Source organism: Nocardia sp. NPDC003979 (genome assembly GCF_053605015.1).
In genome coordinates, this window is sequence record NZ_JBSGIJ010000007.1 from 1 (window position 1) to 13,222 (window position 13,222).

The 13,222-nt window shown below is 65.3% G+C and carries 16 protein-coding genes and 2 pseudogenes; 6 read left to right on the plus strand and 12 right to left on the minus strand.

What is annotated here, in order from left to right:
- From ACWEVR_RS16695 to ACWEVR_RS16710, 4 genes and pseudogenes are all read right to left on the minus strand, one after another.
- A pseudogene (locus ACWEVR_RS16695) lies at nt 1-152 on the minus strand (2-keto-4-pentenoate hydratase); the annotation flags it as partial.
- A 126-nt stretch (nt 153-278) separates the two neighbouring features.
- Complete coding sequence (locus ACWEVR_RS16700) at nt 279-1,688, minus strand: MFS transporter (RefSeq protein WP_452467636.1); 1,410 nt, start codon at nt 1,686-1,688, stop codon at nt 279-281.
- A 15-nt stretch (nt 1,689-1,703) separates the two neighbouring features.
- On the minus strand, nt 1,704-2,741 hold the full coding sequence (locus tag ACWEVR_RS16705; protein WP_452467637.1) for a 2Fe-2S iron-sulfur cluster-binding protein: 1,038 nt from the start codon (nt 2,739-2,741) through the stop codon (nt 1,704-1,706).
- 152 nt (nt 2,742-2,893) lie between these two features.
- Nucleotides 2,894-3,259, minus strand: a complete 366-nt coding sequence (locus ACWEVR_RS16710; protein WP_452467638.1) for a class I SAM-dependent methyltransferase — start codon at nt 3,257-3,259, stop codon at nt 2,894-2,896.
- A gap of 152 nt (nt 3,260-3,411) precedes the next feature.
- On the opposite strand from ACWEVR_RS16710, the gene ACWEVR_RS16715 reads away from it, so the two are divergent.
- Both ACWEVR_RS16715 and ACWEVR_RS16720 read left to right on the plus strand, forming a co-directional pair.
- Entirely contained in the window at nt 3,412-4,149 is a 738-nt protein-coding gene (locus ACWEVR_RS16715; protein ID WP_452467639.1) for a class I SAM-dependent methyltransferase, read from the plus strand.
- 163 nt (nt 4,150-4,312) lie between these two features.
- Entirely contained in the window at nt 4,313-4,828 is a 516-nt protein-coding gene (locus ACWEVR_RS16720; RefSeq protein WP_452467640.1) for a hypothetical protein, read from the plus strand.
- A gap of 55 nt (nt 4,829-4,883) precedes the next feature.
- On the opposite strand, the gene ACWEVR_RS16725 is transcribed toward ACWEVR_RS16720, so the two are convergent.
- Both ACWEVR_RS16725 and ACWEVR_RS16730 read right to left on the minus strand, forming a co-directional pair.
- Nucleotides 4,884-5,258 (minus strand): nuclear transport factor 2 family protein, encoded by a 375-nt coding sequence (locus tag ACWEVR_RS16725; RefSeq protein ID WP_452467886.1) that lies wholly within the window; start codon nt 5,256-5,258, stop codon nt 4,884-4,886.
- A gap of 249 nt (nt 5,259-5,507) precedes the next feature.
- Nucleotides 5,508-6,416, minus strand: coding sequence for an oxidoreductase (locus ACWEVR_RS16730; protein ID WP_452467641.1), 909 nt, complete (start codon nt 6,414-6,416; stop codon nt 5,508-5,510).
- A 97-nt stretch (nt 6,417-6,513) separates the two neighbouring features.
- Between ACWEVR_RS16730 and ACWEVR_RS16735 the strand changes: the two genes are divergently transcribed.
- Complete coding sequence (locus ACWEVR_RS16735) at nt 6,514-7,080, plus strand: TetR family transcriptional regulator (protein ID WP_452467642.1); 567 nt, start codon at nt 6,514-6,516, stop codon at nt 7,078-7,080.
- A gap of 56 nt (nt 7,081-7,136) precedes the next feature.
- Here the strand turns inward: ACWEVR_RS16735 and ACWEVR_RS16740 are convergent, their stop codons facing one another.
- The 3 genes and pseudogenes from ACWEVR_RS16740 to ACWEVR_RS16750 all read right to left on the minus strand — a co-directional run bounded on the left by ACWEVR_RS16740 (nt 7,137) and on the right by ACWEVR_RS16750 (nt 9,044).
- Entirely contained in the window at nt 7,137-7,670 is a 534-nt protein-coding gene (locus ACWEVR_RS16740; RefSeq protein WP_452467643.1) for an NUDIX hydrolase, read from the minus strand.
- On the minus strand, nt 7,654-7,941 hold the full coding sequence (locus ACWEVR_RS16745; RefSeq protein ID WP_452467644.1) for a hypothetical protein: 288 nt from the start codon (nt 7,939-7,941) through the stop codon (nt 7,654-7,656). The genes ACWEVR_RS16740 and ACWEVR_RS16745 overlap by 17 nt, the downstream gene beginning before the upstream one ends.
- A gap of 210 nt (nt 7,942-8,151) precedes the next feature.
- Nucleotides 8,152-9,044, minus strand: a pseudogene (locus tag ACWEVR_RS16750) (ADP-ribosylglycohydrolase family protein).
- 128 nt (nt 9,045-9,172) lie between these two features.
- Between ACWEVR_RS16750 and ACWEVR_RS16755 the strand changes: the two are divergent.
- Complete coding sequence (locus tag ACWEVR_RS16755) at nt 9,173-9,451, plus strand: hypothetical protein (RefSeq protein WP_452467645.1); 279 nt, start codon at nt 9,173-9,175, stop codon at nt 9,449-9,451.
- A gap of 208 nt (nt 9,452-9,659) precedes the next feature.
- Here ACWEVR_RS16755 and ACWEVR_RS16760 read toward each other — a convergent pair whose 3' ends face one another.
- The 3 genes from ACWEVR_RS16760 to ACWEVR_RS16770 all read right to left on the minus strand — a co-directional run bounded on the left by ACWEVR_RS16760 (nt 9,660) and on the right by ACWEVR_RS16770 (nt 11,338).
- Nucleotides 9,660-10,232 (minus strand): GNAT family N-acetyltransferase, encoded by a 573-nt coding sequence (locus ACWEVR_RS16760; protein ID WP_452467646.1) that lies wholly within the window; start codon nt 10,230-10,232, stop codon nt 9,660-9,662.
- A gap of 408 nt (nt 10,233-10,640) precedes the next feature.
- Complete coding sequence (locus ACWEVR_RS16765; protein WP_452467647.1) at nt 10,641-10,943, minus strand: hypothetical protein; 303 nt, start codon at nt 10,941-10,943, stop codon at nt 10,641-10,643.
- The gene (locus ACWEVR_RS16770; RefSeq protein WP_452467648.1) at nt 10,940-11,338 is read right to left on the minus strand and encodes a hypothetical protein; all 399 of its coding nucleotides are present in this window, start codon (nt 11,336-11,338) and stop codon (nt 10,940-10,942) included. The genes ACWEVR_RS16765 and ACWEVR_RS16770 overlap by 4 nt, the downstream gene beginning before the upstream one ends.
- A 238-nt stretch (nt 11,339-11,576) precedes the next feature.
- Between ACWEVR_RS16770 and ACWEVR_RS16775 the strand changes: the two genes are divergently transcribed.
- Together ACWEVR_RS16775 and ACWEVR_RS16780 are read left to right on the plus strand one after the other, a co-directional pair.
- Nucleotides 11,577-12,374, plus strand: a complete 798-nt coding sequence (locus ACWEVR_RS16775; protein ID WP_452467649.1) for a mycofactocin-coupled SDR family oxidoreductase — start codon at nt 11,577-11,579, stop codon at nt 12,372-12,374.
- A 1-nt stretch (nt 12,375) separates the two neighbouring features.
- Entirely contained in the window at nt 12,376-13,203 is an 828-nt protein-coding gene (locus ACWEVR_RS16780) for a mycofactocin-coupled SDR family oxidoreductase (RefSeq protein ID WP_452467650.1), read from the plus strand.
- The last annotated feature ends 19 nt before the right edge of the window (nt 13,204-13,222 follow it).

Sequence of the window (13,222 nt, forward strand, 5' to 3'; positions counted from 1 at the left end):
AGTCTGCGCTGGATGTTGAGCAACTGGATCTCGTAGGCGTCGACCACGTCGATGCCGGGGTACCGGTCGACCAGCGGCGGCACGGCCACCCGATCCTGTTCGGCGCGGGCCAATTCTTCCGCGAGCTCACTGCGCACGGTAGGGCTCAGCATGCTGCCTCCGTCCTTGTCGTCGTGATCATGCATCCCATGCTCCTCGGCAGGCGAGCAGTCGAACGGTCCGCTTCCCGCTGGCCGGAAAGAAATTCGGTGGTCTTCCCGATCCTGGGAAAGCTGTGCTCACAGCTGGGTGGTGTCGGCCCGGCGCGGCATGAATGCGCAGGCCACGACCATGACCACCGTCATCGCGGCGATGGCGACGAACACGAGATGTATTGCCCCGGCGAGCTTTTCCGGAGCGGGGGACCCCGCGATCCGAGCGTTGACGATGGCGCCGAACACGGCCACACCCACAGCGCTCCCGAGCGAGCGGGCGAACAGTGCGGCCGAGGTGACCACACCCCGCTCCGACCAGGCTGCGCCGGTCTGTGCCGCGATGAGCGTTGGGGTGGCCACCAGCCCCATCCCCGCACCGACGACGAAACAGGATGCCGCCACCTGCCACAGCGCCGAGTGTTCATCGATGAGCAGGGTCGATGCGGCCCCGATCGTCGCGACACCAGCACCCGACACCGCACAGGCTCGGAAACCGAAGCGCAGGTACACCTTTCCCGCCTGCGCGGCCGACAGCGGCCAGCCCAGCGTGAGCGCACCGGTGACGAGCCCGGCAACCAGCGCGCCGGTCCCCAGTACCCCTTGGTTGAACATCGGCACATAGGTGGTGAACCCGAACAGCAGTGCACCACCGAGCATCGCCGCCACCGTGCTCGCCAGCACCACCGGCCGGGTGAAGATCCACAACGGCAGAATCGGCTGTGCCGCAAGGGTTTCGACCACGACGAAGACCGCCAGCAGCAGTGCGGCTCCGGTGAACACGCCGATCCCCGTCGGCGAATCCCACGCCCAGGCACGACCACCTTCGAGCAGACCGAGGATCAGGGCACTCGCACCGGCGGTGAGCAGGAACGCCCCGGCATAGTCGATGCGGGACTGCCGCCGAGGCACCGTTTCGTGGAAGCCGCGCACCAGCATCCACGCGGCGAGCACGGCCAGCGGCAGGTTGATCAGGAAGATCCAGCGCCAGCCGAGATAGTCGGCGAAGACGCCGCCGAGCAGCGGACCGGTCACCGACGCCACCGCCCACACCCCGGCGAGATAGCCCTGGATGGTGGCACGTTCGGCCAGGGTGTAGAGATCGCTCGCGATCACCATGGTCGTCGGCTGGATCGCGCCCGCACCGAGCCCCTGCACCGCGCGGAACACGATCAGCGCGAGCATGCTGCTCGCCAGCCCGCACAGCAGCGAACCGAGCGCGAAGACCGCGATCCCGAACAGCATCACCGGTTTCCGGCCGAACGTATCGGCCAGCGCGCCGTAGACAGGAACCGTGACGGCCTGGGCGAGTAGGTAACTGGAGAACAACCACGGGAACAGCACGAAATCGCCGAGGCTGTCGGTGATGGCGAGCACCGCGGTGGCCAGGATCGTCGAATCGAGGGCGACGAGCCCCGTCGCGAGCATCAGCGACACGAGCACCGGCCCACGCTCGGACCCGAACCCGACCGATTCCCGCGCGGTATCAACAGCCACAGCGCACCTCCCGGATCAGAAGCGGATGCGGACAGTGCCGGTGCGTGGGCGCGCCTGACAAGCGAGGATGTAGCCGGCGGCGATGTCGTCGTCGTCCAGCACGCCGGTCCTGCCCATCTCGACCTCGCCGTCGAGCACCGTGCAGGCGCACGAACCGCATTCACCTTCCCGGCACGAGTACGGGACATCGAGCCCGCGCGCCAGCATCACGTCGACGAGCGTCCGTTCGCGGGGCCAACGCAGCGCGTGGACGGTGCCGTCGAGCTCCACGTCCACGTCGGCGGCTGTGTCGTCGGAGGCGACGGGTACCGGCTCGGCAAACGGATCACCCGACAGGGAGACGAATACCTCGCTGGTCACCCGCTCTCGTGGACGATCGGCCAGCGCCTCGGTCACCGCGGCCATGAACGGGGCCGGGCCGCACAGGTACGAGTGGTAATCGGCATACGGCGCGGCGAAATCGGCCAGCGAACCGGCATCCGGCAGACCGCGTTCGGACTGCAGCCAATGGGTCACCGTGAGCCGCTCCGGGTATCGCCGCACGAGTTCGGCAAGCGCCCGATCGAAGATCACCGACTCCCGATCACGGTTGGCGTAGAACAACACCACCTTGCCCCGCCCGCCGACCAGCGCCGAGACCAGGATCGACAACACCGGCGTGATCCCACTGCCCCCTGCCCACAGCAGCAGATCCTCGTCGAGAGACGCGGGCGTGAAGGTGCCGGTCGGCGGCAACACGTCGATGCTGTCGCCTACGGATACGTTGTCGCACAACCAGTTCGAGCCATACCCACCCTCGGTGCGCTTGACCGTCACCTTGAGCGGTTCCCCCGTGAACGGCGAACTCGCCAGCGAATAACACCGCGCCACCGGCCGCTCCCCGGGTATCCGCAGCGTGAGGAACTGACCGGGCCGATACCCGAACCGCTCCTTCACATCCTCAGGAACCTCGAACACGAACGAACGCGCCTCAGCAGTCTCCTCGACCACCGCCGCAACCCGCAGCGTCACCACCCGCGCACCAAGCGCCACGCCGACACTCGCCCTCGTCACCGATGTCCTCCTACGCTCGCGAACACGTCGCCACGACCGTCCCAGTCCCGTGGCGTCCTGGCAGCCCCGGTTCCCGGTGGTCGGGAGGCCACGCCGCCCCGCCCGCTCACCGGGAGACGCGGGATTCTCCGGCGGAGTCGACCGTCATGAGGTCACGGACGCAACGGAACGACCCTGACTCGGTGGGCCGTCGGCGCCCGGACGGCAAACCCCGCAGCCACGGCGGCTCGCACGCAATCGCCGGTGCGATGGTGGTACGACCGCACCCGCCCGGCCGCTCCGTCCGGAAGACGAACTGTGGGAACCCGGCTACCCGCGACCTGTTCGGGATGGACATCCGCGATCACCAGGTGGCCACCGGGTCGCAGCACACGAGCGAATTCCTCGAAGACTGGTGCCAGCTCCGGCACATGAGAGAGGGCCAGGGAGCATACCGCCATGTCGACTTCCCCGGTCGCGAACTCTTCCCGTACCGCACCGCGTCGACGAACTCCCGGCCGTGCGCCCCGCGAATGCACGCAGGAGCGCGACCCCTTTCAAACCCAGCACCTATGCCAACGGATGTTCATATGCCATGGCCGTGGTTGAAATCGTAGGACCATGACCGACCGAACTGCATTTCGAAATCGCGTTCGGACGCATCCGTGACTGTCGTGTTAGCGTCGGGCAGGTGGGGACAACAACGCAGCGAACAGATTCCGGCGGCGCGGCCGCGTACGACCCGATCGCGAAGGCCTATGCCGAAGAGAACGCGACGAGCCTCCTCAACGAGTACTACAACCGGCCTGCGATCCGGAAACTGCTCGGCGAAGTGACGGGTAAGCATGTGCTGGACGCCGGGTGCGGCTCGGGTCCCACCCTCGTCGACCTCATCGAAGGCGGAGCGACTGCGGTCGGAATCGACGGCAGCCAGGCCATGATCGACATCGCCGCAGACCGAGTTGGGGGCGCCGCCGAGCTGCACGTCGGGGACCTGGCTGCCCCTCTTCCCTTCGGCGACAACACATTCGACGACGTTGTCTGCTCTCTCGCGCTGCACTACCTCCAAGATTGGCGCTCCCCGCTGGCGGAGATGCACCGCGTGCTCAAGCCAGGAGGCCGCCTGATCCTCTCGGTGGAGCACCCACTGGTCATATGGTTCACGCAACGACAGGCCGGGGAGACCACAAACTACTTCGCCACGCGCCGACGCAAGGTGACCGATATGGCCGGGCAGGCCGCAGACCTCACGTTTTGGGATCGGTCCTTGTCGACGATGTTCCAGACATTCTTCGACAGCGGATTCCGTGTCACTCGCGTCGAGGAACCGGCACCTGCCCCGGAAGCGGCGGAGCGGTTCCCGGAGTTCTTCCAGGACCGCGAGGACCCGAGATTCCTGGCCTTTTTGTTCCTGGTGCTGGAGGCCTGACTTCTGACCAGGCCGGTCGCCTCATCGCGGCCAGATGACCATGCAACGACTTCACGTCGCGTGAGCACCGCAAGAGAACGCGCGAGAATGCCTGCCCAGTTCCGTGTTTCGACCGAACATCGTGGCGGTAGGGTTCGGTGATCAATCCGGGGAGGACAACCGCGTGGCACGGCTTCAGCATCGGATCGACGAGATGACCGATGACTCGGGATTCCTCGGCCTTGTCGACCCCCACGCGTACACGTCGTTCGTGGGTGAAAACTGGACCTTGGAGATGTTGTTCGGGCGCTTCGAATCCGAGATACGGAAGCGGACGATGCTGTTCTGGGGAACCGGCGGCGAGGAGCAGTGGCGGATCGACCTTTCGGATTCTCCGGTGGATCCGCGGCTGCCGGTCATCAGGCAGATCACCGGCCCCATCACCGTGACGCGTGGTGAGCTGATCGTGGTCAATCTGGAGACGGTCACCATGGCTGCCCAGTACGCGGACTCCGCCGTAGACGACGACAAGGACATATACGGGTCCGGCATCGAACTCCCCAACGGCGACTACATCTGCACCGTCAGCCAACTCACCGATCCCGAGGAGGGTCGGACACACGAAGGTCCCGACTTCCATCTCCAGTTGATTGCCGGACGAGCATCACCATGGTCCGGGGTCGCTTGGTCCGAACTGTGACGAGGGTACTTTTGCCGAGGTCTGGTGGTCTGGTTCCTCGTGCGTACCTCACCGGCTATTTGTCATCCTGTGTCGCTGTCTCATGTTGCGCAGTTCCCTGGTGGAAGTAGAGGCTCCAGCTGCCGTCGCGAAGCAGCCAGATCGAGCTGCGAACAGCCGTGCGTTCCTGGCTACGTGTCCGGTAGGTCACGTGAATCACGGTCGGCGCCAGGCGTGCGGCTGTGACGTGGTCGATCGTGGGCGCTGAGGAAATGTCGTCACTCATCATGTCGAGAATCGACTCTCGGTCCCACACCCTGCCGGATGCGCCGAACTCGCGAAAGTCCGCGTCCAGTAGCGCAGCGGAATCGGCTCTGGAGTTTCGAATCCTGCGGTCGGCCAACCGCAGCTCAGCTGAAACCACGTACTCGATCTCGGAATCGTCGTTCATGAAGGCCACGCGGACAGTTTGGGCACCCGAGCACTGAGCGGCAACAGATTTCGTGTGCGGTCTCGACATCAACACGGGACACTCTCTTGGTCGGTCGAGTGCGTTCAAGCGTGTCGGCTTTCATACGGATTCTTCGAGCTGATCGGTGGCGTTGCGGGACCGGATCGGCGAGACGGAATTGAGCGGGACACATTGGGTGCAGCTGGCGGCTCGGATGAGTTTCCTGTCGCCCAGCTCGTTTGAGTGACATCAGGGTTGAAAGGGCACGCCGGTGAGTCGTTCACTGTCAGCCCACAATCGTGCGCCCAAGTCTCTGTCAGCTGCGCCTTTCGGGAGTTTCGCGGGTCTCGGCGTGCCGGAGGTCTGGTCGCGTCCGGTCGGGCCGATGAATTGGCCGCTGGTGATGTCAGGGCTGGTGGCGGCGTACAGCGAAGGCCATGCGGCGCCGGCGGGCGAACCCATCAGCATGCGGGCTGCGAGGGGAGTGAGAAGGCGCGTCAGCGCTCCTGTGCCGTGTCGTTGGAGGCTGGTCATCGCCGAGCCGGGGTGGACGACGATGGCTTCGATCGGTGCGTGGGCGGTGCGGCGGGCGAGTTCGAGGGTGTAGACGATGTTGGCGCGCTTGGACTTCGCGTAGGCGACCATGCCGCTGTAGTTGTTGTCGCTCATCAGGTCCTCGAGCTTGCCGAGTGGCCAGCGGGCGGCAATCGCACTGACGGTGACGACGCGAGCCGCCGTCGAGCGGCGGACAGCGGGCCAGAGTAGGGCATCGAGGGCGAAGTGGCCGAGATGGTTTGTCCCCATTGTCATCTCGAAGCCATCGCGGGTGGTCAGGCGAGTGGGCAGATTCATCACCCCGGCGTTGTTGAACAGTATGTCGACGGTTTCGGTCGCCGCGATCCGCTGGGCTGCGCGGCGCACCGAGGTGAGATCGGCCAGATCCAAGACCAGGGTGGTGGCCTCGGCCCGGGGTGCCGCGGCGTGCACAGCCTCGACCGCTTCGTCGAGCTTGCTCTGATCGCGTCCGGCCAGGATGACTCGTGCGCCGCGCGCGGCCAGTTCACGGGCAGTCTCCAATCCGATTCCGCTGTTGGCGCCGGTGATCAGGGCGGTACGACCGGTCTGGTCGGGGATGTCTGCTGGAGTCCAGTGCGTCATGCGGATTACGCCTTCGTTGTTGAATGAATGTTCATTAGCAACTGTGCGGTGAGGTGGTCTCGTTGTCAAATGAACGTTCAATAACTATGTTGGGGAGGTGCGCACCAGGGACCCCGAAGCGAAACGGCAGTTGCTGTTCGATGCCGCGCTGGCCGAGTTCGCCGAGTTCGGCTTGGGCGGAGCGCGGATCGATCGACTCGCCAAGCGCGCGGGAGTCAGTGCGGGCCTGGTGTATTCGTTCTACAAGGGCAAAGACGAACTGTTCGACGCGGTCTTCGACATGATCGTGGACACCACCGTGGCGACGGTGCCGTTCGACGCCGACCGGCTGCCGGAATACGCGGCGCAGCTCTACGATGCCGGCCTGGCGAACCCCGAGGTGATGCGGTTCCTGATGTGGTACCACCTGCTGCGAGGCGAGTCCGCCCAGCGTGCCTCGGTGGCCGAGTCGATGCGCGCGAAGGTTGAGGCGATCGAACAGGCCCAGCGACGCGGGACGGTGACCACTACGCAGCCGGCCACGCACATTCTGGCCTTGGTACTGACTGTCGCGAACATGTGGCATCAACCGGCCGAAGACATCGTGCGCCTGGTGCCACGAACCGAACGCCGTCGTCTCGTGCTGGACGCGGTCGCAACCCTGATCTCACCCGCCGATGCCTGAAGTGTCCGCTGCAGGCGCTCGCCCGGTATCGAGCTCTGCGGGGCGGAGTTCCAGGGTCAATGCTGGATCAGGCCGCCGACCGGAGTAGGCGTGACGTGGCCGGTCGGCGGAAGGGTCTGTGCCAGGGCCAGACCCGAATCCACGAGCGATGATCGTCGCAGCTGTGTCACTTCGGAAATCGGACTCCAGGTCGGCTCGACGGTCGCCCTGTTCGGTTCAGCTCTGAGACCGCCACCGGTGACGCGGACGAGATAGTAGATCCCGATGTTCTGGTGCACTACGCCCGCGTATGCGACATGTGCCGGAATGAGCCTCGAATCCACCCCGAGCAGCCGTTCGACGACGCCTTCGAGTCCGGTCTCCTCCGCGAGTTCGCGGGTCACCGTATCGAAGGGGTCCTCGCCGTGCTCGACCCCGCCGCCGGGCAGCGTCCAGTTGGTTTCGCCGCTGTGCGCTACATGTCGAACAAGCAGTATCCGATCGTGTTCGAGGCAGACCCCGTATGCCGCGATTCTCGAAGTCGATCCGGCATATGCGGGCGTCAGGACCGCACGCACTGCGGCACGCGGATTTTCATGCGATGGTCTCACGTTCGGTGAGGAATTGATCGAGCAGGTCGAACAACCTCTCGAGGATGCGGGTTTCCTGCCCGGGAGTGAGATCTGTGCCAAGGTCCCGCTCGGGCAGTGCAATCTGTGCGACCACACTCGGCCAGGCGAGACTGCTCTCGCGACGAAGGTGGTTGGTGATGAGCCACTCGCGGAAACCATCTAGCCCTCGACCTCCGGATCGGCGTGCGGCGTAGTCGTAACCGTCCAGGAAGCAAGTCACACCACGAACGCTGATGAAGCCGATGAACATGCCTGGGCGAGTAGCAAACTGCAGTAGGTACTCGCGTTCGGTGAGGTGGTTCGGGTCCGTCGGCTTCCACCCTTTGGAACGCCCCCACCCGGCGAAGTGGGCATCGAGGTTCGTCGGTTTCTCCACTTCGCTATCTCACCATGTCGCCGGCAGCCGTGCGTAGACGAAGGTAACTGCGATCACCGAATCACGCAGCACTCTCTCGCGCTGTCAGAGAAGCGGAATGGTGGCGGTGGCCCATGCGGGTAGCGGTTCGCAGCGCGCGAGCCAGTCGGGTGGTACGACGTCGATACCGAAGCCTGCACCGACGATCCCGCCGATGATCGCGCAGGTGGTGTCACTGTCACCTCCTGCCGAGGCGGCTGTCCAACACGAGTCTGCGAAATCGCGGCCGTGGCTGGCCACGACCCAGAGGCAGAACGGGACGGTGTCGAGGGCGGAGGTTTCGTGTCCGACGCCAATTCCGCAGCGGCCGTGCTGGAATCGCGGATGAACCGGGCCTCGTTGATCTTGCTTCGGACCGAACCCCGGGGTGTCCGGGCCGCGACCGCGTCGAGAAGCTCGACTCCGCGTACGTGTGGTTGCGCCGAGGACAAAGCGGCAGCGACAGCCACCGCGACCGCGCCGGCTACGGCGTCAGAGTGGGTGTGAGTGACTTGCGCCGATGCTGTCGCCTCTTCGACGACTCGGTCCAGATCGTCAGCGAACCATGCACCCAGGGGTGCCACGCGCATAGCGGCGCCGTTGCCCCAGGATCCGCGCCCACCACGTGCCTGTCGAGCGAGTTCGCCCCAGTGATAACCCTTTTGGCGCATGAGTCGCAGGATCCGGCTCGTCCCGGGCCCGTATCGGCGATAGATGTCGTAGTGCTCGGCGAAAGAACGCGCCAGCACCTCCTGATCAATTCGACCGTGGGCGTTGAGCACAGCGAAAATCGAGCACGCCATCTGTGTGTCGTCGGTCCATAGCCACGGTCCCGGTAGCAGGGTTCGCGACCGCAAGGCGCCGTGATTGATCGCGTCGTCGAAACATGCCCCGAACGCGTCTCCGACCGCTGATCCACGCAACGACGACAGTGCCCGCGCCCGTCTGTCAGGGTTCATTCGGCCAGTTTGACAGTCGCCGACCACCGGCTCGACTTCGATGTCGCGCGAAGCAGACCACGATCAGGATGCACTGAGCCGTAGCGGGTCTACCCGCCAACCGCGGTCTCGCCGATACTGACGACTGGGTGGGTTCGCTGCCGTCGCCACCCTGGCCGGTGGTGCGCCGCTGCTCGTGGGTCGATGCGGAACAGCGGCCTACCGAGCTGCACGCGAGTAACCGTCGGCGGCCCATCTCCTGCCCTCGGCAGACGGCGGACGAGTTCCTCGAGGACACGGTCACGGACGGCAAGAACGGCAGCCGGTATCGGATAGGGAGGGATTTGCGCCGCTTCTCGCTCGACGTCGGTAATCGGGGCGGTGAGACCTTTGACGAGCTCGTCTCGCAGGCTCGGGAGATTCCCTGACAAGCCGATCTCGTGCCCTGCGGCACCGACAAATCGTCTCCCCTCATGGTCTTGCTGCCGCTGACGCACTCGCATCGGTGTAGTGCAAACCACCCGGTCGACGCGAAACCGGCGAATACACGAAACCGGCGGAAGCGTGTGTTCGAGATCGGCGAGGGTTCGGCGTCTGTGTCGAGTGACGAGATGGATTGTGCTCGAGCCGGGCGGATTATCGGTGCTTGACCCAGTACATTCCGCGTCCCGATTCCGCCGGTGCGCGCTTCGCTCGGGGCTCTACACGATCGAGGTGATAGCCGAGTCGTCGGGCGACGGCGGCACTGCGGAGATTGGCTTCATCACAGTGGATTTCCACACTGTCGATGCCTGGCAGTTCCAGGGCGATTCGAGTCAGTTCGGCAACGCTGCGAGTCACGACTCCGCGACCGGTGTGTGCGACGTGGCACCAATAGCCGACTTCCAAGCTCGCGGGGCCGAGACTGTCGTGCAGGCTGATCGCGCCGAGCAGCGTGCCGTCCGCGTCGAAAATTCCGTAATCGAAGCTGTGGTCGGCGGTGGGCCAACTCGCGGCGCACATTCGACTGCGTGCGCGTTGCTTCTCCAATGTCGGTGGTTCGGCGAGCCAATCCATCCAAGGACGGAGGTGGTCGTAGGACGCTGTGATCGCCTGGAAGCGGGCCATCAGATCGTCCGGCTGCCACCGGCGTATCAGGAGGTTTTCGAGGGTGATTCGTTGCGGAGGGCCGACACCCGGTGCTAGAGCGCGGGAAGCTGCAACTGCCACAGGGGAGATATTGCCGGTCCACTCCGCTGCACCGCAAACCGATATCCGCCGTCGCGTGTGGTCCGCGGCGCCGGATCGCTCACCCGATACTCGACTTGAGTGGCCCGTTTGGACGCGCGATGGGACGCCGGCGCCTACGTTGCTCCGACAGGGCTCACCCGTTGTCAGCGCCGTCACCCGGCTGGTCAGGCGGTGCGAAGCAGGACCCGGTGGGACTCATCGAGATGTCGGTCGACAATGAATCGGGCACTGGTTCCAACTATGGGAGGCATGCCTGTCCACGGCAGTGCGGACCACACACCGTCGAATACGACTATGCATTCCCGGTTCGATGAAATGACATCAGTGATGTCGGCGGTTACTTCCGAATCCAGAGGATGGCGGCGCTTCACCGCAAGCCATTCTTGCTCACTCATGGTCCAGGTCGCTGTGCTCGACCGGAAAGTGGCGTCGAGCGGCCAGCCTGACTTGTCGGTGCCTGTGCTGGAGGACCTCGAATTCGGTGGCAGTCCCGACGGTCGGCCAGCGATCGACGGCTTCCGGAAGGTTGAGGACGTCGACGAATCCTGTTGGCGGCCTGTCCAAATCGACAAACAACCCGATGGCACCGGGGCGCGGGATCAGCGTGACAACCCCGGCCACATGATCGCCGACGGGATACAGTCTGCGGGCCTCGTCGAGGTCGGATTCGTTCGGGTCGGGTCGGGTCATCGCGTGACCACCCGTCGACGAGCTTCCCGAACCAGCGGGCTCACGCGGAACATCTCATCGGGATCAGAGGTCTCCAGGGCCGCCCAGTACTCGAGCCTTTCGGCGATTGCTGGTGCTTGGGTGGCCTCGTACACCGCAGCCAGAGTGTCGATCAACTGCTCGGTTCGTTCCGGCGACGCTGTGGTGGCCAGATGACTCTCGGCCGAATCGAGGACCAGATCCAGCAGCCAGTAACTCAGTTCCCAGTCTGATTTGTGCGCGAGTAGCAGACGGGTGAAGTCGTCGAGTCGCTCCGGATCGGACACCTCGACAGGCCAGTCCTGCATCCAGTTTTCGTGCGGGATGTTCGCCAGTCGCGCTACTCGGGTCGCCGAGTTCCCGCTTGGATAGATCACCCAGGGAAGGTATCCAACTCAGCGGAATCGCGCGATTCCGCGAGAGCCCGGCAATTTCTACTGGCATCGGCAGAAGCACGTGACCGGCGGGTCGGTGCGGGATTGGGCTCGACCAGGGACGCTCCCGGTGGGTGGGAAGTCTCGTCATGTCGCCCGCTCACCGGGAGGGTGCGGGGATGTGGAGGAGTGACGAACCTAGCGTCGGCCCGGTGGACACTCGATTTGGTAGGGGCGCCCGATGAATCGCATGCAGGACAGGGTCGCGCTGGTCACCGGTGCGGCGAGGGGTATGGGTCGCGCGCACTGCGTGCGGCTCGCCGAGGAGGGCGCCGATATCATTGCCCTCGATATAGACGCCGCCGCAACGGAATTGGCGACGACCAAGCAGGCTGTCGAGGCGCTGGGACGGCGGTGTGTCACCGCTACTGCCGATGTGCGTGAGGCGGACGTGCTCGATGCGGCCGTTGCGGGTGGGGTGCGTGAGCTCGGCAGGCTCGACGTGATCGTCGCCAACGCGGGCATCTACACCGACCTCGCGCCGTCGTGGGAGCTCACCGATCAGGCCTGGCAGCGGACCATCGATATCAACCTGACCGGCGCTTGGCACACGGTGCGTGCGGGTGCACAGGCCCTGGCCGACGGTGGGTCGATCGTGATCGTCAGCTCTGTCAACGGGATCGTCGGCGGGGCTATGGCGGCGCACTATTCGGCCAGCAAGCATGCCGTGGTCGGGTTGGCGCGCACGCTCGCCAACGAGCTCGGCCCGCGTGGCATCCGGGTGAACACCGTGCATCCGGGGTCGGTGGCGACGCCGATGATTCTCAACGACGAGGTCTACGCGAAACTGCGCCCGGACCTGCCGAATCCGACGCGGCAGGACGCGGCCGAGGCGCTGGCCCGCCGCACCCTGCTGCCGGTTCCGTGGGTGGAACCGGTCGACGTCAGCAATGCCGTGCTCTTCCTCGCATCCGACGAGTCCCGTTATGTGACGGGAACCCAGCTCGTGGTGGATGCCGGACTGACTCAGAAGGTGTGACATGGGACGGGTTTCGGGCAAAGTAGCGGTCGTGACCGGCGCCGCGCGCGGTATCGGGCGCGCGCAGGCGATCCGGCTGGCCGAGGAGGGTGCCGACATCATCGCGGTCGACCTCTGCGGACCGGTCGACACCGTGGTGACGCCACCGGCGAGCCGTGACGATCTCGACGAGACCGTTCGTGCCGTCGAGGCGACGGGTGCGCGGATCGTCGCCACGGTCGTGGACGTGCGCGACGGGTCGGCGTTGCGGGCCGCTGTCGACGCCGGGGTCGGTGAGCTGGGCGGGCTCGACATCGTCTGCGCCACAGCCGGAATCAGTTCGAGCGCGTTCGCCCTCGAGCTGACCGAGCAGCAGTGGCAGACCATGATCGACGTCAACCTCACCGGTGTGTGGCAGACCTGCAAGGCCGCCACACCCCACCTCATCGCCCGTGACGGGGGAGCGATGATCCTGACCAGTTCCATCGCCGGCTTGCGCGGGCTGGTCGGCGTCTCCCACTATGTCGCGGCCAAACACGGTGTCGTCGGTTTGATGCGTTCGCTGGCGAAGGAACTCGCGCCCCACCATGTCCGGGTGAACACCGTGCACCCGACCAACGTGGACACGCCGATGATCCAGAACGACATGGTGCGCAAGGTCTTTCGGCCGGACCGGGAGAATCCGACCCGCGAGGAGTTCGCCGAGGCCGCCACGTCGATGAACATGCTGCCCATCCCGTGGGTCGACCCCGTCGACATCGCCAACGCCACCCTGTTCCTGGCCTCCGACGAAGCCCGCTACATCACCGCCGTCACCCTGCCGGTGGACGCGGGCAGCACCCAGCGCTAGGTCGGTGGCCTCCGGAACA

What these genes read in the sequence shown, in the direction of transcription:
- ACWEVR_RS16725 (WP_452467886.1), bottom strand. Translation starts at nt 5,258, where the DNA reads ATGAACGACGATTCCGAGATCGAGTACGTGGTTTCAGCTGAGCTGCGG.
- ACWEVR_RS16730 (WP_452467641.1), bottom strand. Translation starts at nt 6,416, where the DNA reads ATGACGCACTGGACTCCAGCAGACATCCCCGACCAGACCGGTCGTACC.
- ACWEVR_RS16745 (WP_452467644.1), bottom strand. Translation starts at nt 7,941, where the DNA reads ATGTTCATCGGCTTCATCAGCGTTCGTGGTGTGACTTGCTTCCTGGAC.
- ACWEVR_RS16765 (WP_452467647.1), bottom strand. Translation starts at nt 10,943, where the DNA reads ATGACCCGACCCGACCCGAACGAATCCGACCTCGACGAGGCCCGCAGA.
- ACWEVR_RS16775 (WP_452467649.1), top strand. Translation starts at nt 11,577, where the DNA reads ATGAATCGCATGCAGGACAGGGTCGCGCTGGTCACCGGTGCGGCGAGG.
- ACWEVR_RS16780 (WP_452467650.1), top strand. Translation starts at nt 12,376, where the DNA reads ATGGGACGGGTTTCGGGCAAAGTAGCGGTCGTGACCGGCGCCGCGCGC.